The 19,853-nt window shown below is 50.5% G+C and carries 17 protein-coding genes; 6 read left to right on the forward strand and 11 right to left on the reverse strand.

Going from position 1 to position 19,853, the window contains the following annotated elements; all coding sequences use genetic code 11:
* Nucleotides 1-23 precede the first annotated feature (23 nt).
* The 3 genes from Pan241w_RS28795 to Pan241w_RS28805 all read left to right on the forward strand — a co-directional run bounded on the left by Pan241w_RS28795 (nt 24) and on the right by Pan241w_RS28805 (nt 3,078).
* The gene (locus Pan241w_RS28795; RefSeq protein ID WP_145222946.1) at nt 24-860 is read left to right on the forward strand and encodes a Rieske 2Fe-2S domain-containing protein; all 837 of its coding nucleotides are present in this window, start codon (nt 24-26) and stop codon (nt 858-860) included.
* Between the two features lie 62 nt (nt 861-922).
* Nucleotides 923-2,269, forward strand: coding sequence for a dipeptidase (locus Pan241w_RS28800; protein WP_198000223.1), 1,347 nt, complete (start codon nt 923-925; stop codon nt 2,267-2,269).
* Between the two features lie 53 nt (nt 2,270-2,322).
* Nucleotides 2,323-3,078, forward strand: a complete 756-nt coding sequence (locus Pan241w_RS28805; protein WP_198000224.1) for an NAD-dependent epimerase/dehydratase family protein — start codon at nt 2,323-2,325, stop codon at nt 3,076-3,078.
* Nucleotides 3,079-3,090: 12 nt separating this feature from the next.
* Here the strand turns inward: Pan241w_RS28805 and Pan241w_RS28810 are convergent, their stop codons facing one another.
* The 6 genes from Pan241w_RS28810 to Pan241w_RS28835 form a co-directional block, all read right to left on the reverse strand.
* Nucleotides 3,091-4,020: a leucine-rich repeat domain-containing protein gene (locus tag Pan241w_RS28810; RefSeq protein WP_145222952.1), complete on the reverse strand. Its 930-nt coding sequence runs from the start codon at nt 4,018-4,020 to the stop codon at nt 3,091-3,093.
* A 232-nt stretch (nt 4,021-4,252) separates the two neighbouring features.
* Nucleotides 4,253-6,616: an alpha/beta hydrolase family protein gene (locus Pan241w_RS28815; protein ID WP_145222954.1), complete on the reverse strand. Its 2,364-nt coding sequence runs from the start codon at nt 6,614-6,616 to the stop codon at nt 4,253-4,255.
* Between the two features lie 76 nt (nt 6,617-6,692).
* On the reverse strand, nt 6,693-7,427 hold the full coding sequence (locus tag Pan241w_RS28820; protein WP_145222956.1) for a hypothetical protein: 735 nt from the start codon (nt 7,425-7,427) through the stop codon (nt 6,693-6,695).
* Nucleotides 7,428-7,563: 136 nt separating this feature from the next.
* Nucleotides 7,564-8,916, reverse strand: coding sequence for a hypothetical protein (locus Pan241w_RS28825; protein ID WP_145222958.1), 1,353 nt, complete (start codon nt 8,914-8,916; stop codon nt 7,564-7,566).
* A complete protein-coding gene (locus tag Pan241w_RS28830) occupies nt 8,897-9,418 on the reverse strand; it encodes an anti-sigma factor family protein (RefSeq protein ID WP_145222960.1) in 522 nt (173 codons plus the stop codon). The genes Pan241w_RS28825 and Pan241w_RS28830 overlap by 20 nt, the downstream gene beginning before the upstream one ends.
* Before the next feature lie 33 nt (nt 9,419-9,451).
* A complete protein-coding gene (locus Pan241w_RS28835) occupies nt 9,452-10,069 on the reverse strand; it encodes an RNA polymerase sigma factor (RefSeq protein ID WP_232107305.1) in 618 nt (205 codons plus the stop codon).
* A 329-nt stretch (nt 10,070-10,398) separates the two neighbouring features.
* On the opposite strand from Pan241w_RS28835, the gene eboE reads away from it, so the two are divergent.
* Both eboE and Pan241w_RS28845 read left to right on the forward strand, forming a co-directional pair.
* Nucleotides 10,399-11,565: a metabolite traffic protein EboE gene (eboE, locus tag Pan241w_RS28840; RefSeq protein WP_145222962.1), complete on the forward strand. Its 1,167-nt coding sequence runs from the start codon at nt 10,399-10,401 to the stop codon at nt 11,563-11,565.
* Between the two features lie 22 nt (nt 11,566-11,587).
* Nucleotides 11,588-12,688 (forward strand): XdhC family protein, encoded by a 1,101-nt coding sequence (locus tag Pan241w_RS28845; protein WP_145222963.1) that lies wholly within the window; start codon nt 11,588-11,590, stop codon nt 12,686-12,688.
* Between the two features lie 26 nt (nt 12,689-12,714).
* On the opposite strand, the gene Pan241w_RS28850 is transcribed toward Pan241w_RS28845, so the two are convergent.
* Entirely contained in the window at nt 12,715-13,074 is a 360-nt protein-coding gene (locus Pan241w_RS28850; RefSeq protein ID WP_198000225.1) for a co-chaperone GroES, read from the reverse strand.
* Between the two features lie 391 nt (nt 13,075-13,465).
* Here Pan241w_RS28850 and Pan241w_RS28855 point away from each other — a divergent pair, with 391 nt between their 5' ends.
* The gene (locus Pan241w_RS28855; RefSeq protein WP_145222967.1) at nt 13,466-13,891 is read left to right on the forward strand and encodes a ferritin-like domain-containing protein; all 426 of its coding nucleotides are present in this window, start codon (nt 13,466-13,468) and stop codon (nt 13,889-13,891) included.
* Nucleotides 13,892-14,229: 338 nt separating this feature from the next.
* Here Pan241w_RS28855 and Pan241w_RS28860 read toward each other — a convergent pair whose 3' ends face one another.
* The 4 genes from Pan241w_RS28860 to Pan241w_RS28875 all read right to left on the reverse strand — a co-directional run bounded on the left by Pan241w_RS28860 (nt 14,230) and on the right by Pan241w_RS28875 (nt 19,584).
* Nucleotides 14,230-15,444 (reverse strand): cofactor-independent phosphoglycerate mutase, encoded by a 1,215-nt coding sequence (locus Pan241w_RS28860; RefSeq protein WP_145222969.1) that lies wholly within the window; start codon nt 15,442-15,444, stop codon nt 14,230-14,232.
* A gap of 168 nt (nt 15,445-15,612) precedes the next feature.
* Nucleotides 15,613-16,977, reverse strand: a complete 1,365-nt coding sequence (locus tag Pan241w_RS28865) for a hypothetical protein (protein ID WP_145222972.1) — start codon at nt 16,975-16,977, stop codon at nt 15,613-15,615.
* A gap of 590 nt (nt 16,978-17,567) precedes the next feature.
* Nucleotides 17,568-18,107 carry a DUF7691 family protein gene (locus tag Pan241w_RS28870; protein ID WP_145222974.1) on the reverse strand — a complete coding sequence of 180 codons (540 nt, stop codon included), beginning with the start codon at nt 18,105-18,107 and terminating at the stop codon, nt 17,568-17,570.
* 22 nt (nt 18,108-18,129) lie between these two features.
* Complete coding sequence (locus Pan241w_RS28875; RefSeq protein WP_145222976.1) at nt 18,130-19,584, reverse strand: hypothetical protein; 1,455 nt, start codon at nt 19,582-19,584, stop codon at nt 18,130-18,132.
* Nucleotides 19,585-19,853: the final 269 nt, after the last annotated feature.

A 19,853-nucleotide genomic window follows, 5' to 3' on the forward strand; every position in this document is an offset into this window, starting at 1 on the left:
ATTTGACGTTGGACCAATACACTATGACAGACTGGATTCCACTGGGAGCAATTTCCGAAATTGACCCCGGTGCGCGTAAATCATATTCGATCAAAGGCATCGACATTGCCGTGTTTCATGTCACTGACGCAGAACAACCGGGCGCGTTTTATGCGATTCAGGATTCCTGTCCGCATCAGGGTGCTTCGCTAATTGAAGGCGAGGGCTGTGGAACGGAAGTCGCCTGTCCGTTGCACGACTGGACCTTCGATGTCGCGACAGGAGAATGCCACGACTTTCCGGAATTTCCTTTGACCCGCTATGAGCTCAAACAGGAATCGGGCGTACTCTTAATCAACGCTTCTGCGTTTGAATCAGAGGGGACTCCGCAAAATCTGTTTCTGGTCCGTTATGGCGTCATGGGCTGGGTCGATCATTTCGCGGGTGAAGCGGACGCTGCTTATGCGCATCGTGAACGCGTCATTTTAGAAACCAGTCGCGGCGAAGAAGTTGGCGAGATTCTTTCGTCCGTTGATTTGCTGGAACAAACGGGGACCGCCGCCGGTACGATTCTGCGTGAATTCACCCTGACAGACCAGGAGACACTTTCTCGCCAGGAAGATGTCACCACCCGTGTTTTTCAGGATTGTCAAACCCTGATTCAAGAGCGGGGGATGCCGACGGAAATCATTGACTGCGAACAATTATTTGATCAGCAAACGGTCGTGCTGTATTATCTGGGAAGCAGGATGCCCGCCTTAGAAATTCTTGCGCAGGAACTAAACGCCAATTACGCCTGGCGAATTGTATTTCATCCCGTCGACGAAACACCCGCGCCATCGGGCTGTTCCAGCGGCGGATGTGGATGCGATCAAAAATGATCGCCGGTTCCTGACTTTGACCTCACCTTAATAATCCTCCACCCCTACCTACGGAATTCATCATGAGCAACTCGATCAACCGTCGTTCGTTTCTGGGAACTTCTCTGGCCGCCACAGGTTTGGGAGCTGCCGCGGCTTCCTCGCTCTCAGCGGCGGAAAAGCAAGCAGGCACTGAGTCTACTACCTCTGCGAAACCAAAGCCGATCCAGAACGAGAAAATTCTGCACGCACGCAAAGTGGCCCTGGATATTCTGAAACCGACGCCGAAGCAACTGGAGCACGGTTTGCAGCTCCATGCTGATTCACTGGTCTTTGATTCTTACGGCTTTGCGCCACGGGCCGCCATTGACGGCGACAAACTGGCAGCTGCCATCAACGCGAATGCCTCCACAGCAGAACTGCAGGACCTCAGGGAAGACATGGGGATGACGCGCTGCGTAACCGACCCCGCGGAACAACGCGAGTTCAAAGAAGCCTTCGATGCGTCAGGCGTGACCTGTATCTTTCAGAACGCCGGCGAAGAAGGGCAGGACCCGCTGCGACTGATCAAACGGCTGGCGCGGTTCACGTTTACCACGGACATGCTTGCCGATTTTGTACCCAAAGCGGTGACTCCCGATGACATCGTGCAGGCGAAAAAAGAGGGTCGCCACTGTTTATACCTGACCGGTAACGGCGTTCCTCTCACTCAACAGTGGGAAACTACAACCGATGAAATGAAATACATGCGGATCTTCTTCCAACTGGGAATTCGAATGATGCATATGACGTACAACCGCCGCAACATGCTGGGCGATGGTTGTGCTGAACCGGCGAACGCCGGACTAAGTGACTTTGGCCGGACGGTCGTTGGCGAAATGAACCGATTGGGAATTATTCCGGACGTCGCACATTCCGGCTGGCAAACCAGTCTGGAAACGGCGCTGGTTTCCGAAAAACCGGTCGTCGCCAGTCACACCACCTGTGCCAGCCTGCATCATCACATTCGTAGCAAGCCGGATAATGTCATCAAAGCCATTGTCGATACGGGCGGCTTGATCGGCATCTGCTGTATTCCCCGTTACCTGGGAGGCAGCGGCGATATCAATCGGCTGCTGGATCATATCGACTACGTTGTAAAAAAATACGGAATCGATCATATCGCCATTGGCACGGACGTCGCTTATTCCTCGCGGAATGGCGCGCTTGAGAGTAAAAAAGTACCCAAAGCACCACGTTCGCGAACTCCCTGGCGCAGTTTGTGGCCACCTGACAGCTTCCGTACAACCCCAGAAATGAGCACCAGCGTTTCCTGGACCAACTGGCCTTTGTTTACCGTGGGTCTGGTTCAACGCGGCTACTCTGACGCGGACATTCAGAAAATTATCGGCGGCAATATGCTGCGAGTCTGTCAGGAATCGATCTCCTGAATTCAATAGAACATCTTCTCCCTCTAAGCGAGTTTTAAATAATGAGAGTGTTAATGACTGGGGCCGCCGGTTATGTCGGACGATATTTCGCACAGCACTGGCAAACCGAGGACGAGCTGATTCTGGGCGACATTCATCCCAATCACGATGACTCGCGTTTTATCACATTGGATATCACCGACCCGGCACAAACCCGGTCGGCGATGCAGGGCGTGGACGCTGTGATTCATCTGGCGAAACAGGCCGATGAAGGTCCGATGGAAGGGGATGACTTAAACTGCAAACGCTTCGACGTGAATGTGAAGGGAACGTTCAATCTACTCGAAGCGGCCCACGACGCCGGCGTGAAACGGTTCATCTTTACCAGCACGGTGATGACGGTTCTGGGGTATCAAGCGCCAACGTGGGTCGAATCTGATGCCCCACCACTGCCGGTCGGCTCGTATGCCCTCACAAAACAACTGTGTGAAGTCATGTGTGCGCATTATGCACGTGCGTTGGGGATGTCGATCGTCTGCCTGCGGATTCCCAAACCGATTGACCTCGCACATCCGCTCTGGAAAACTCAACCGCTCAGGCCACAATGGGTCCCCTTCCCCGATCTGATGCAGGCTTATCAGAAAGCACTGACAGCCGAGATCAAAGGCTGCGAAGTCATCACGATCGTCGGCGAAAGCTCCAAACGCCGCTGGGATCTCAGCAAAGCGGAGAGGTTACTGGGTTATCAGCCAACAGTGCTGCCCGAAGAACTGGGATTCGAAATGGGCAGTGAGGACCAACCCATTCCCGCTGAATCCAACTATGCCTGAGAATTCGTTCGCTTATTGCTCAACCCGGCAATAAGGGAGCGATTTTTCAAGTTTGGCAATTCCCTCTTCAGTGATTTCTGTTCCGTCGATATAAAGCGTGCCCAGATTTTTCAGCTTTTTGAGCGAAGGAATACATTTATCAGTCACATTGGTATTCCGCAGGTTCATATCCACCATATTCTCAAGAACCTTGAGTTCCATAATTCCGGCATTGCCAACTTCGGTATCGTTCAACTCGAGCCATTCCATGTCTTTCATCTTGACCAGATATTTCATCCCGTCATCTGTGACATTCGTATTGCGTAACCAGAGGCGTTGCAAGCGAGTGAGCCCTTTGATTTGCTTGAGTCCATCGTCAGAAATATGAGTGTCTCGCAGCAGAAGCACGCGCAGTTTTTTCAAGCCTTTGATATGCGCCAAACCTTCATCTGAAATCTGAGTTTCAGACAGACCCAATGTTTCCAGGCTTTTCAATCCGGAAAGATGCGCCAGACCATCATCGGTGATTTCCATCCCGGTCAGATACAGCTCTTTCAGGTTATCCAGACCTTTGAGGTGTTTTAAACCAGCGTCGGTTACCTTGGTACGAGACAGATTCAAAATTTCCAGATTGGTCAACTTTTTGAATTCCGCCAGCCCCTCATCTGAGACCGGAATTCCATGCAGAGAGATCTCACGCAAGCTCTTCAATGGCTTGATGTGAACCATACCCTCATCGGTTACTTTGGAGCCGGACAGGTCCAGCTTCCGAAGTTTTGACAAACGTCCGAGGTAGACCAATCCTGCATCGACCAGCTTCGAACCCGAAAAGGAGACTTGAGAGATGTTGCCATTGTAGTCCATTTTCAAATTCGCACTGATCTCTTTCAGTGACTTGATATCCGTTTCCAGCGTTGATTCCTGGGGAACTTCTTCCTCTGAACCTGTGGCAGCTTTACTCATGTTTGATAGCCCATTTGGAATGAAATGTCTGACTCTGAAAAAGGGCGACTGATACGGAGCACGGCCTGACCTTCGCTGTCTCTCCTGGAAAGAGTATACGAACACTATCCGCAAGTACACATTGCCCTGATTTTATATCTACCGGCAATTATAATATACACATTAATCGCGAAATTCGCATGTGAACGAACGCTTTTTTAGCCGGGAAAACCGAACTGTCAGACATCAGAGGCTATTTTTGAGCCGGTTCGGACCAATTCAGGTTCCGCAGGATAAAGGCAAAGGTCTCTTTCCCATTAATCGTGTGCGGCCCATTGAAATATTCGATTTCTGTCTGATCACCGATTCCCATCTGCACATAAAACCGCCTGACTTTCGCGTATTCAGCTGCCACCCATTCATCGGGTGCCACACCATCATTATGCCCGCGTTCGACCATGAAGGGCCGAGGCGCCATCAGATAAGACAGCTCAGCATAATTGGCGACATGTCCCATGTTCCATTCGAAGATTTCGTATTCACCATGAAATACGTAACTAAAGCGGTGGGCACTGTCTGCATTTTTGCGAACCCATTCGTTAAAGTCCCCCGAACAAATCGAAAACACATACTGCTTCACAAACGGGGGCACGCGTACGGCCGTTTTACCACCATAGGAAAGCCCGTAAAACCCGATCCGTTTCCCATCGACAAAGGGAAGCGAATCGAGCCAGGCCAGAGTCCGTTCATGCTGGGGGATGATGTAACTGTATAACGAACGCTGCATGGGATTGGACTTTCGCTGCAATGTGCGAAAGCGATCAAAGCCTCGATACGGATTCTGCGGGACATAGACAATGAGTCCCTTTTTCACCAGTTCTGCACTAAAGTTTTTGTAAGCGGCAAAAGTTCTACCATCTGCATTAATGGTGTCCATCGGCGTTCCTTCCAGACCATGCTGGCAGACAATCACCGGTCGCTGTTCTCCCGGTTTCAGATCGTTGGGAATCAGCAAAATGCCGCCGGCAACAATCTCGGGCAGCACGTCCAACATGACTTCATAGCCCTGATATTGTGCGTGCTGAATTACTTTTCGTGTTTTGACATTCAAAGGAACCGCTTTGGCCGGTTGAGGAAGTCGGCCGATCAATTCGTCATACACCTTCGCACGTAACCCATCGGAAACCTTTTCCCACGCTTCGATCGACTGATATTTACTCGGCTGCCATTCCTCATCCCGATAGCGGGCCGATCGATTCAACACTTCCTGAGTAAATTCATTCATTTCTTGAAACTGCTGTTCCTGTCGCGTTGCAGGATCAACAACCACGCCATTGGCGACCGGCGTTAACACGACAGGCGGAAGCCGCTTTTTATTTATTTTGACTCTTAAGCCAAATAGAAACTGCTGGCGCGCTTGATCCGAGCCGGCGGGTTCCGCGCCATCCCCTTTGATTACCAGTGAGAGATTCTCTTTCAGTCCCAGTTTCTCGAATACCGGCACCACCCTGGCATATTCTGCGCGGACTGATTCGGGTGATGCGATGTTGATCACTCCGGGTGCCGCTGAGGCCCTGATCCCCGGTTTTGCCTTGGGTGGCCCCTCAACAACGGGCACCGAGCAAGCCTCGATGACGCAAGACCGTGGTGCGATCATGCCGGCGATTTCCGCATCGCCAAACTCGGTGAGCTGGCTCCAGACATTGCGATAAATGGGTTCCTGCCAGACGTTTTCCCGTTGCTGGAAATAGCCGGCCACCCATGTGGCTTTGATACGGTAATCGGCGGCACCACTAAATAATGCCAGCAATGCGCCTTCACCCACCCCAACCACGCCGATCGGTAAAATACGACGCTCTTTTTTATCCAGACGCTCAAACTGATCAACGGCCGCCATCACCTTTTGTACTTCGTAACCGATCACGTGGCGTCCCATCTCGAACGCCATGCGATAGATAAATTCACGGTGCGGCTGGTTGGTATAAAACACCTTCGGATGCCCGGAGAAATCGGACTCGCGGCTCATTAACGTAGGAATCACAACCTGAACTCCCGAAGCGGCCAGTTTCAACGGAATCTGTGCTGACTTCGGAACGCCCGGCTTCAAACCAATAAACATTTCCGGGGTCCAGTCGGCATCGGGCAATGCTACCACGCGTGCCTTGATGTCACTCGTCGGTTGTAATAAGAGTCCTGCCGCGGTCATGCCGTCCAGCACCTGCCAGCGTACGACGTGCACTTTGAATTGCGGGCACTCGGCAATGACGGATGTGTTTTCTGTCGTCGTCAGTAATTCAAATCCGGGGCCGGCAACGCGAGGGTCGACCGCACCAATAAATGTTTTGAATCGCGCCCGATTCTCCTTGATACTTTCAATAAACGCAGCGTGGCTGTCGAAATCGTAGTCCCATTTCTCGGGACGCAGTTCCGGCGACTTCGCTAATGCCTGTAATGCATAACCGTCGATGCCCGCCACCATATGTTCGTCGAGAGGAATCGTCAGTTTCAGCGGCGCCGTCCCCGGTAGCTGTTCCGGGAACTCTAAAGCTTGCGCCAAAACTAAGGAAGGGAAACTAACGAACAAAGCGATGACAAACAGGGGAAACGGGTATCGCATCAGATGTTCCTGTTGGTGAGGTTCAAAAGTAGGGATCGGCTATGACGATGAACTCAGACACGACAGACGACAGCGGCTATTCGACTTTTTTACCGAACAGCAGAATTTCGTCAAAATTACCAGTATCATCAAACGAGCCAATTCCCACGCGCCCTGTGAGAAATGTTTTGTCAGTCGCCGTCATGATCGGCTCTTGCATGTCATCAAAATAAATTTTGATCGAACCGGTTTTTGTATCACGGACAACACGCGCGTGATGCCATTCGTCATCCCAGTCCGTCCCCGGTGTGGTTTTGGTCGAAATCTTGGTACGCGGCTTATTATTGACAATGAAGATCTGGTTGGCATGATCGTCCGTCTTTTTACCGAGATGCACATAGTAAAAATGAGCGTTGTCCTGATAACCAAAAAACAGACATAAATCCCGATGCCCGTAATCGGGAATCGTCGATTGCAGCTTGACATCAAAAATGAAATCGCTCACGGAAATGTTTTTCAATAATGCACGATTATAAGGCGAGCGAACCGGCGGCTCATACTTGCTGCGCTTCTTCGTCAGGCTGAAGGCTTTGTTGTCGCCCTGCTTGATAATTTTCCAGGCGGTATTGTCTGTAAGCTCCCAATGTTTGGAATTCCCTGCCTGGAAATTCTCGTGAAACAACAAAGGCAGTCCCTGCATACTTTGTGGTATCTGGTCTTTTTGGAATGTTTTTAACGGCGCAGGATCTTTGGCTTCGAGAGTGCCGATTTCTGCAAAAGCAAACAGCATCAAACCTGTCATCAGGCTGGCTGAGATGAATGAACGCAACATGGGATCGCTCCTGTTCCAATGAAAACCCGCCACCACGGAATACCCGCACATCTTCAGACGCACGGAAATCCCTGGATCGAGGTAGAAAATTCTGAACTTGTTTCAGAATCTATCAGACAGGATTTCGGCCTGATTTTCAAGCATCAGGCTTCTCAGGCGGCGGACCGGGGCGTCTCAGGGGCCCTTGACCCGGTCTCCGATCGCGATTCAGTCGCTCGCCGGGGCCGCGATTTCCAGGCCCGCGAAATCGTTTATTGGGGCGGTCGTTAGTTTCATTCGCACGTTCTTTGGCGCGGTCTTTGAGACGTTCATTAAAGCTACGCCCGCCAAAGCCTTCCGGGAAGAGCAATTTCAGATCAAGTCCCCGAAATAAGTGCTGAAAAATCAGACTCTTGACTTCCTCGGACTGCTGGTTGATCTTTTTCTTGACTTCCGGCGGTAGATGTTTGGTCAAGTACCAATACTTCAATTTTTCCTGCATTTCCTCTGGCGGAAGCTTCATCAAATAGTCTTTGAATTTCGTCTCCAAGGTCTCAAAATAGTGATGCAATTCTTCATCGGGAGGATTGATCTGAGACAGTTCCTGTCTCACGGAACTAAATAACTGATCCATCAGACCTTTTGCTAAAAAGATCGGTATCTGCATACGGCGCAGATCGTTGCGAAAGGCCTCGGCTCTGGGCCCCCGTTTTTCGCCCAGCCTGGGGATGAAATATTGATTGTCGTCCAATACTTTTTGAATTTGGTCGACCACTTCCGGACGCGGCCAGTCCGCACCGTCAACATCATCCTGTTGTTTTTTTACCTGGAGCGCTGTCTGTAAGACAACCAGCGATTGATCCAGGTCAGACATCTGATTTTTGGGCCGAGGATAATTCACCGGACCAGGCAAGCTTTTCTCTATGATTCCAATCACTTCTTTAAACAGTTCTGGCGAGGTTCGTGAAAGCCGCAGAAATTTCCACCGGGGCTCCATGAAATTGACTTCAAGAATTCTGGAAACCTCAAAATAATTTCGATTGCCACGATGACGTCCTGCCCCTTGATGAGCCGATCGGAATTTGCGAATCAGCTCGATGCGTTCTTCCGGCGTCGCATTCCTCAGATCTTCTTGCTCCCAGGGAGAGAGTGTCTTCACCCAGTTACAATAAGAACGCATCACCCGATTCAGCTCCGGCTGGTTGTGTGTCGCGCGATGAATCTCCCGGTAACGTTGCTTTTCGGCGTCTGACAGCTTCTGGAACTTTTCGTAATTACGTTTTAATTGTGCGCGCTCGGCGGGCGTCATCGCTTCAATTTTCTTTCGATTAGCCGCTTCTTGGTTTTCATCTGCACCACTGGCGCCCAGCAGCACCATCACACAGACAACCGTTCCCATTCCGACTCCCACCGCGCGTAACAGCAGCGGCCACAAAGCCGGTGACTGGCTTGAGGATGCGCCTGCGCTCCGGGAACGCCGTTGAACGTCTTTATTGCTGCGCGGTTTCATTGAAGGTTCCTGATTGCTGCAATTCTTCCAGAAATTCCAGGCTTTGGACTTCCGAATACGTATCCAGGTTCTCGATTAACGATAACTCTCTGAGCAAAGGCTCTGACTCGTCCGGCACCCACTGGTTGGTGATGGCAAAGCCGATATAAATTGAACAGGCCAGACCCACCATCCAGCCACCAGCAATCGCCGTTCTCTTAAGTAGTTGCTGTGATTTTTTACTTAACGAAAAGCCGGATCGGTTCTGCTCTTCCGCGGCCTGTGCTTCCAGTTGAACGGTTTTAATTGTGGAAAGTGTTTTATCGGTGAATTCGCTGGAGGCTTTGCTGATCGGCAGCTTGTCCAATAATTCCCAGGTCCGTTCCAGGGCATCGATGTGCGCACGCGTTTCCTCATCTGTTGAGAGAGATTGCTCAACCTCGATCGCTTCCTGGTCCGTCACCTCGCCATCAAGGTACGCAACCAGCTTTTCGAGTTCCTGTTCTTTGATCTCTTTTTTCATGTTAGGATTCTACCACGAATTCCTGTTTTTGTTTTAACCGTTAATATGCTTTTCCAACTGCACGCGTAAGTTTTCTCGCGCCCGGGATAACAATGATTTCACAGCCGCTTCAGACAGTTTCATTGCGGTCCCGATATCCGCATAACTCATGCCTTCAAACTTGTGTAACAGAACCGCCATCTGCTGACGCTCGTTTAATGTTTCCAAAGCCTGTCGCACGACCGCCTGGGTCTCTTTCAAACCGGCCTGACGGGTGGGCATCATTCCTGATTTTTCCATCAGCAACTGCTCTTCCGGCCTGATACCCAACGGGCCAGAATCCTGGGGATTGAGTGACACCTCGCGGCGACGGCCTTTATTGCGACGCGTATTGCTGGCCAGATTATTGGCAATCCGAAACAGCCAGGTGGAAAACTTGGCCTTCGGCTCATAGTTGGCACGCGAGCGATAAATCCGCAAAAAGACTTCCTGTGCTAAATCCTCCGCTGCTTCCTGATTCCTCAGCAAATGGCAAAATATTCCGACTATCCGGTCCTGGTAGTTCGCCACCAATTCAGTGAACGCACCTTCATCTCCATCCTTGGCGCGCAGCATCAATTGCACGTCAGGATCGCGTAAATAAGGTGAACTCAAGATTTCGGTAGTAACCACAACTGACTTCTGGCTCCCAGTTTCTGGGGTAAGTGACCCGCTTATACTAAACACGCAGCATAACAAAAAGTTTCTGTTCGAGTTTGTCAGAAACCCGCTTTTTGTCTGTTTTCATGCAGGTTCGTACCCGTTATCGTCGCTAAACTTACATGTTAACACAAGTTGTCTTTACCAGAAAAGTGGGTTCCACAACCGCAATCACCGCCTGTAAATGCTTTTAGCAGGTAGTCCGCAGGTTTGTCTCTGTTATGATAGAAGTTGTCAGCAGATTGCCCGGTTTGCTGTGTTTTCTACTTCCCACCGATATGAGGGCCCTCTGAGGAAGTTCTATGACGCTGAATACACTGCCTTTGAGTTATTGCACCAACGTGCATCCCGGTTTGACGGTATCGGAAATTCTACAAAAACTCGATGAGTTTACACTCCCGATTCAACAACAGCTGGACGCACCGCTGGCGGCAGGACTCTGGCTGGCGGAACCCGTGATTCAAGAAATTCTCTCCACGCCGGAAGGGCATCTGCGGTTTGCCGAAGAAATCCAGAAACGCGATCTGACCTGCTACACATTGAATGCGTTTCCGTTCGGAAATTTTCACAGCGAACGCGTGAAAGAAAATGTCTATCTGCCAGACTGGTCCACACTCGAACGCCTGGAGTATACCAAAGGCTGCGCCCGCGTGCTGGCGGCCCTGTTACCGGAAGGAACGGAAGGCAGCATTTCCACGGTTCCGCTAGGCTTCAAACAATTCGAGCACGCCGCCGATTTCAGCAATGCCTGCATTGATCAACTGATTCAACTGGCGACGTTTCTGAAACAATTAAAAGAAGAGACCGGCCGCACGATTCGCCTGGCGATCGAGCCAGAGCCGTTCTGTGTGATTGAATTCACTCACGAGTTGATTGTGTTTTTTGAACGGCTCTATGAACGCGCTGCGAAAAAACAACTGTTGGGAACCGTCAGAGAATATCTGGGAGCCTGTTACGATGTCTGTCATCAGGCCGTCGAGTTCGAAGACATTCCTGGCTCGATTCGCCAAATCACGCATGCGGAAATTCGCATCAATAAAATTCATATCTCCAATGCCATTGAACTGGATCAACCCTGGGAGAATGAAGCGGGCCGGACTTTGCTCGCCAACTACGCCGAGCCCCGCTATCTGCATCAGACCATCGGCAGTCTGGAAACGGGCGATCTCTATCGGATTGTTGATTTAACCCGCGAGTTCCTGCTGGACCCCGATCCGCGTTTGAAAGAGACGGAAAAACTCCGAGTTCACTTCCATGTGCCCGTGGACGCCAAATCGCTGGGGCCGCTCGGAACCACACACAAAGAATTAAAACAAGCTTTGGCAACCGTAAAAGAACTCGACTACGCGCCGCACCTGGAAGTTGAAACCTACACCTGGGAAGTCTTGCCCGGCGATCAGAAGCCGACGCTGGTCGAAGGATTGACGCGCGAACTGCAGGCGGCCCGGACACTCCTGAATACGCTTTAAGTATCTGATGAAGTAACCGACCATGCGAGAATTATTACTCGAACTGGAACAGGCTGTTCAACAGCAAAAGCCCGTCTGTTATACCTGCCTTGTCGAAACCCGCGGCTCCACACCCCAAAAACCGGGAGCCGCCATGCTCATCTTTCGCGATGGCTCGCAGGCGGGCACACTGGGCGGCGGTTGTGTGGAAGCCGAAGTCAAACGCCGCGCTCTGAGAATGTTTGATGCCGACGCGCCGGAAATCATGACCTTCCAACTCGACAGCGATTACGGCTGGGATGACGGCCTGATCTGTGGCGGCCGGATGAAAGTACTCGTCGATCCCATCAAAAGTGAAGCCGATTTAGAGTATTACAAAAACATGATGAAACTGCTGGAAGGTGATCAGGGCTGTACCGAAGCGGTCGTGATCAACCCGGAGACTGCTGCCGGCGGAAGCGAGACCGACCGCTATCTGATTGATGCGAACTCAAAAATCGTTGCCTGGCGAGGTCAGCCCGAACCACCGTCGCAATTGTGGGACGGGCTCAAGCCAATCAAGAATCGGCCGCGGCCCTATGTAAATGCAGGCATCGCGTATCTGACCTTTCTGCAAACCTGTCAGCTCGTAATTGTCGGCTGCGGTCACATCGGACAGAAAGTCGCCGCGCTCGCCAGTGACGTCGGCTTCGAAATCATTGCCGTCGATGACCGCCAGGAGTACTGCAATCCCGAACGCTTTCCCGACGCGAAACAACTGATTGTGGGAAGCTTCGATACCGTGCTGTCAGATCTGACCGTCAACAAAGACACCTTCATCATCATCGTGACACGGGGACACAATCATGATGAAGAGGCACTCGGGCATCTGGCACAAACAGAAGCCCGTTACATCGGCATGATCGGCAGCAAACGCAAAGTGAAACTGATCTTCGAAGATCTGCTGCGCACAGGCACGCCGCGCGAGGCGCTAGCGAAAGTGCATGCCCCACTTGGATTCGACATCGGCTCGCAAACCGTTCCGGAAATTGCCTTGAGCATCGTCGCGGAACTGGTCGCCTATCGGAACCTGGATTCCATTCCCGCCGGATATCAACGGCCCAGTCTGGTGGAAGAAATTAAAACGCCGGGTCAGTCCGGCTGACTCAAGCCAGCCGACATCCACATCGTTTATTCGTCCCAGTCGTCGGGATCTTCGTATTCCTGCTCTTCAGCCGAGCGGACTTCATCAGTTTTTGCATCGCCCCGGCGGAAGACGGCCACGACATCTTCAATGGGAACCACGAACAGTACATTGTCCGGTTCGAAATCAACGGGAATGGCTTCGCTGGGATTGAACAGCACCTTATCGTACTTCTTGATCGGAAAGTCATCATCGCGCTCGATTTGCACGCTGATTTCGACAACGCGGCCCGTGATGTTCGGAATTTCCGCCTTATCGGGAAGAACAATCCCCCCCTTCGTAGTCTGCCGACTTTCGTCTTTACGAATGAGAATTCGCATTCCCAGAGGTTCAACCCAGTCAGACACCCAAATCTCCCAATCTAAAACTTTGATACTCAAAAACGACAGCATACACACCGGCGATCAAAATAACGCATCCGGTGTGCTAAGTACAATCATAGTCCATATACCCCCCAAAAAGAACCCCGAAATTCTTAACCTGGGGCCCATTATCGAAGTGGCGGGTCCGATCATTCGTTTTTTTCACTTTACGCAACATTCCTCAAGGTGCGATCTCAGGAGTTCCCCTCAGCCTGAATTTGCTACGATTTCCTGTCGATCCTCAGACTATTCTTCATGGGTGCTTAATCTTCCAGAGTTGATTCAGTAGAATGATCATCTATAAAGTGAATTAAGCGCTTTTTAAAATTTAGCGGATCACAGGCGGGTCCCCCTATTCATTATTCAGGAGAGAACCATGGACAAGCAATCAATGATTGACAAGCTGAATCAGGATCTGGCGAACGAATTGGCCGCCATCATTCAATATACAACGTACGCCGCCAAAGCCACCGGCCCTTATCGGCCACAACTGACACAGTTCTTCCTCGCCGAAGTACCCGATGAGCAGATGCACGCCCAATATCTGGCGAATAAAATCGTAGCACTTGGCGGCGAGCCAACCACCGTTCCCTCGAAAGTCACTGCAGCACACTCAAACCGGGAAATGCTGGAAGCAGTTCTGGCAGCCGAGCAGGATGCCACCGCCGGTTACACCACCCGCGCCAAAGAAGCGGAAGAGTTCGGTGACAAAGGCATGGCTGTCCAGCTGGAAGACATGGTCCGCGATGAAAGCGGCCACGCCGAAGAAGTCGAACGCATCCTCCGCGACTGGCCGTTATAAGCAAGACGCAACGTTCGCATTTGTTTTCTGATGCGTAACCAATTCGTAGGGGGGGACCCATGTGTCCCCCCGCTTTTGAGAAGTCGAATAGAATCAAGCGCCGTCGATCAGCTTGAGCCCTGTTAGAACGGCACCGTCGGGCAAGCCGAGCGGTGGCACACGCTGACTTCACCCAGGTAGAGCAGCCGCTGAAAAAGGAACGAGCCGGACTGCCCATCCAGACAAAACCAGCTCATTTTTTCGTGTCATTTCGTGTTTTTCGTGGTAGCCCAAAAACACAACCGGGTGGGCACTGTTGGCTTGCCAACAGTGAATGCGAAAACGCCTTCCAACCCCAACTAGTTCGTCAACGTCCCAAAAAAGAACGGCATCAACTGATACCCTTTTGGCAGCAACAGATTACTCGAGCTGGCGGTGACCTCGTCGTAATTGCTTGCCTGATCGGGGCGGACTTTCGAACCACAGATCCCGAACGGCACGTAGCCGTGACTATGCGTCTTCGTTCTCAAAAACGTCGGATGATCGGGACAAACCAGAATGCGATACTCGCCTTGTGATTTCAAATAGTCATGCACGGGGCCAACGATGTGCTCGTCGATGTTCTCCAGGGCTTTGATTTTTTCTTCGACTTCCCCTTCATGCGAAGCTTCGTCGGTCGCTTCCACATGCACGACGACGAAGTCGGACTGCTTGAGCGTTTCAATCGCGGCACGTCCTTTGGCGGCATAATCGGTGTCGGTGTAGCCGGTAGCGCCTTCGACTTCAATCACATCCCAGCCAAGTAAGCGTCCCAGGCCACGCAACAAGTCGACCGCCGTGATCACCGCACCCGTTTTACCAAACTGATCCAGAAACGGCGTGAGCGCCGGACGGCTGCCCTGTCCCCACAACCAGATCTGCGTCGCCGGCGGTTGACCATCAGCGCGTTTCTGATTTTTTTCTGACTTCGCAAACAGTTTCTTACTGCGCTCCATCAGGTCGAGCAGCAATTCACTCCCTTTGCCCGAAGGGAGATCGTGCTCAATCGATTGATCGGTGAGATCGTGCGGAGGTGTCGTGGAGGTTCCCGTACCAAAGGGCTGATCGTCGGCGTCTTGGGCCCGGTAGATCAACAGATTCCGATAGCTGACCCCCTGATGGAATTCCCACTGCGGATCGGCGGAGGTCGCTTCCTGCAAAATGCCGATTAATTCTTCGCCCACCTCATTGGGCAACTGCGACGCGGTAAAGCTGGCCATGTTGCCGTCGGTGATCGTCACAAAATTACAACGAATGGCCCAGTCGTGCGGCCCCAGTTCGATCCCCTGTGCGGCGGCTTCCAGCGGGGCACGCCCCGTGTGATACACCAACGGGTCGTAGCCAAACAGACTCATCGTTCCCACATCACTGCCAGACGGCATCGACGCGGGCACGGTATCGGTGCGGCCGAGGATTCCCTCGGAAACAACGGCGTCCATGTGGGGCACGCGCGCGGCCTGCAGCGGGGTTTTGCCCCCTAACGTTTCTTGCGGTTCATCCGCACAACCATCTGGAATCACGAGCACATATTTCATCTTGGGGACACTAACTCTCTGGCAGGATCATAAATTCGAAGATAAAAGAACCATTTTGTCCTCAATATCCTGAATTGACCAGTTTCCTGCAAGGAACCCGCGTCATGAAATTGCGACACAACCCGTTTCCGGCTGCACATACCATGAAAAGCGTGAAAAAGTCGTCGGTTATTTTGGTTCCGGGTCGGCTTCCACAAAATCTTTCGGTAGCGGCATCTCCGCCGTGATCACCTTCCAGGACTCACCCATTTCCCGAAACCGATTAAAGTTTTTCGGCTGATAGGAGAACTCCAGTTCGGGCGTCTTCATTTTCGCCGAGCCTTTTTCAAAGTATGAATGCATGGCGGCATCCAAGGCCCCCGTCATCAACAAAGTCCGTTCACAGGGATAGGGTTCTTCCTTGTGGACAAACAGATGTTGAATCGCATGCGCAAAGGCGCGGAACAGATTGCGGTTCCCCCACGGGCCGGGGAAGAAGGTCGTCGCTTTCGGCTGCGGTTCCCCTTTGACCTGACAGGCGAAATTCCAGCGTACGCCGTTGGAACCGATCTTGAGCATCGTCGCCCGGAAGCCGTCTTTGTATTCCAGCAGAATGCCGTGCGGCTCTGATTTACCTTCCTTGCCAATCGGATCAAAGAGCCCCCGTTTCGCATTCCCCAGTTCGGCCTGCATGGCGGCTTCCGCCAGCTTCATCGACCAGCGCCCCTCTTTACCCGCTTTGATCAGGTCGTCCCCTTTCAAAAACTGGACGGACGAAATGCCGGTCTCCCCCCCTTTGCGAAATTCGACCATCGACTGCAGCACTTCGAGCCCGTGAATGTCATACTTCTCGATCGGCCCGCCATGAATGGAGACGGCGTCTTCCAGTTCCGTCCCCTCGGGAATCTCCAGCGGAATCGTGCGCTGTGCTAAAGGCACCGAACTGCCGACCATCATCGGGAACTCATACTTCCGCGACGTATCATACATCTCCCGCGCCCAGTCCCAGCGATAGGAATAGTGCTTGTCGCTGAACAGAGGCACGAAGCGGTCCGACTGTTTCATGACCTTCACGATTTCATCAAAGAACCGTTTGCGGGGATACTTGGTCTGCCCGAATTTCGTATCGGGATAATCGCCGTGCTCGCCAATCGACAGGACGGCATCGACGGCCAGTTCATCGCCGCCTACGCAGAGCGCTTCGCGGATTGTTTTATAAATAGGAATGTCATACTTTTGGGCAACGCCCCGCGAGAGATCGCGGTCGGTAAACTGATCGCCATAAAACGAGAGCACATCACACTGCGGCTGCTGAATCTTGCCATTAAACAGATACGGACCCAGGAAGGGATGCAGAATATGATACGCGTGCGAACAATAAAAAAACTGCGTATAGATGGCCGCCACTTTAGGCCGTTTCGTTTCCGCGGCACCGAGATCCGATTGCAGCCAGTTCAAACCAGCAGACCCAGCCATCGCGGCGGCTCCCAGTTTCAAAACATCACGGCGGGACAGAGAATCAGACAAACGCTGCGGAAGGAAAGCATCAGACATGAGGGGCAGACTCCTATGGTGGGACAATTCAAGGCGAGACTCTGCCCTCTATCGTATCAAAACTTTGACATGTCTCCACCCGTTTTTGGGGGAGGTGCGGGATTTTCTGGTGGAATTCTGAGTGGGAGAAAATGTATATCGCATCCGAACAACTGGTCATTCTAGAATGTCAATAAACCATTGGCTTACTCTATTGTGCCGGATCAGCGCCTAAATCAGACCTGACGCCTGTGATTCATTACTTGAATCAGCCTTGCATTTAAAATGAAATATTTCTGAAGTCGATCCTGCTCAGTCTGGAAAGTAACTTTGATGGCTAAGTTTTATATTACCTATGACATAGAAAATGTTAGTATTGTCCGGATCGTTAATTTCCTGGTCTCTTACAAAGTTATGTCACTTGCAGAAGCTGTTACGTCATTAGTTCCAAAATACAACAGCGGAGAAACCGTTGTCATTGAGATTCAAGACGAAGAGCTGGCTGCGAGATTTAGAGACGATCTAGATTCTGATCGATGGAATTATCGATACGAATAGGGAAATGAAACCGGAAGATATACGCAGATTGCCAAAAAGACATATACAGAGTTTTAATAATAAAAACCGATCAGGTCTTTATTTTCACTCGCTGCTGCATCGACCCATTTGAAGAAGTCATTTTGGGCCAATAAAATCCCTTGATCAGGGTGTTCCAACTCTTCTGTCTCTACGCTTAGTTTCTTACATTCATCGCGAGTAAGATATCCAATGTAGGGGAAATCATCTCCCAAAGAGATCGTGGGAATTGGGGCACCACGATTTACGAGTGGTAAAACGTACTTTACTTTTTCCAGAAAATCATAATGAACTGATGCGAATCTGTCTGTATCCATCGTTTCGCCGCCGACAAATTGACAGAGATATTCCAATCCATATCCTACCATATGCCGATCCTCTTCACTGATCGGGGCCCCAGATACCAGATGCTCTAAGCCTGTTTTTACATTAAAATCTTCTTCTTCCCATTCATCCTCATCATGTTCATCTAAAAAATGTTCTTTCAGTTCATTGAATAAATCAGAATCTTTGGAATTAACAACACGGCTGATTTGATTCTGATCGACAAGATAAACGACCAGGCTGTAACTCATAAAAAAACCCTTTGTGATAAAGTCAGACGCCCTGCTCAAGCCCGAGTGTTTCTCTTATAACCAGAGCAGCCGCTAACTTTTCAGGTAACGTTGGAAATTCGAGACCTTTCTTCAGAGCGATCAGGCATAAAACCGTCTGAAATTTCGCGACACAGAATTTGAAATGTCCTTTTTTGATGTAGGGATCAACCGATTCAAAGTAGAGAGTCAGAGACTCCTCCATCGCATGTTCAAACTCTTCTTGATCATGCGTTTCAATGGCATCCCAGATTTTTAACAACAGCTTCGGCCTCTTCAGCCGGCATTTTTTGATGACCGCTCTCACGTCGTCTGCTTCACAAATCGGTTCGGGAGCCAGGCTGGATGCCACTAATTTGAAAACAAGCAGCACCTCTTTTTCTTCTGTATCGGTATCTTCAATTTCGTAATCTGATGTGAGCCAGGAACAAAGCTTCGCCACATTTTGCCATTGCTCTAAGAGAGCCATGAACAGCATGCCATAAAGGAACGGTTCGAACCATGATAATTCTCTGTTTTTCTCAGACTCACTCAACCCTGGATAGAGTTCACCTTCCTGCCACCAATTGCCAAAAAAATAATCCCGTGTTGCATCGACTCCCTGTTGCATATATCGTTCGGGAGTAACGGCTCTAGGAAATTCCAAGTGCTTGCAACACAAGATCTCAACCAGTCTGTTGATTTTACTAATGAGTAATGCGGTAGATGTTTTGCGATATTCGTACTCTTTAATTCTGTTAATACTGCTCCTTGTGGCTTTTTCTATAGGTTCTTGAGGAATAAAGTCGAATAAACAATAACGTTTACCAACTGGTTTTGTTGATTCGAGAAACGCCTCGATTTTCTGATCCACTTCTTTCATCAGGCGTGCATAACGTTCCTCAAAACGTTGTAAAAATCCGTCCGAATCCAGTTCCAGACATCCACATTCAGGAATGGGTTCTGCACGCAGCGACGCCAGCATTACCCGGGCATCTGCCCAGAAGTCATCCATCGTTTGAATCAACTCGAGATCTGTATCTGGTCCTACGGGATTTGCAGCTGGACCTACTCGTTGATAAAAATCAGGTGTGATCACAGGTGTCAGCATTCGCATATCTGTGGTCGCGATTGTGATGGTTGAATCCACGTTATAACGTACGAATTCAAATCCTGCTGTACCTACCCATTTATAGATCAGGGCTTCAATTCGTTCCTGCGGATGGTAGTAGGCAGAGCAATAATAATCGGGAGTGTTTGTTACCCGAGGTCTGACGGGAGCTGTTTTAAATAATCCTATTGGAACAAACGCTTCGTTTTCGAGCCATTCTTGAATATCAGGTACAAAGTCTGCAAACCCCCAGCGAATACGTCTCGTCTCAGTTAAGGACCTCGTGGGAGGATATATTTTGGCCAGGGACTCTTTTAAAGAAATGATTTCACTAAATTCATTAAATAATTGAACCGTGCTTTTATTCATGTTTTCTAACTCTAATGCTTAGTTTTTTTGAATATCTACCTTGGACCGATATCCGAATTCAGTCCGCAGGTTTATCTGTAATCTACCGACTCAAACTGTACTTGCATACCCTTTGATATGAAGTCGATGTTAAGACCCACATTTTTCAATACAGGATTTACTGAGAGTGATCAATTTGCAGGCATTGCGCACTTTTGCAATTTCTAACACCAATATGTCATAATGCGTCCCAGACAAACCTGCTTTTAATTAACCTAGAAAGACGCGCT

The sequence above is a fragment of the Gimesia alba genome (genome assembly GCF_007744675.1).
In the GTDB taxonomy this organism is placed as follows: Bacteria; Planctomycetota; Planctomycetia; order Planctomycetales; family Planctomycetaceae; genus Gimesia; species Gimesia alba.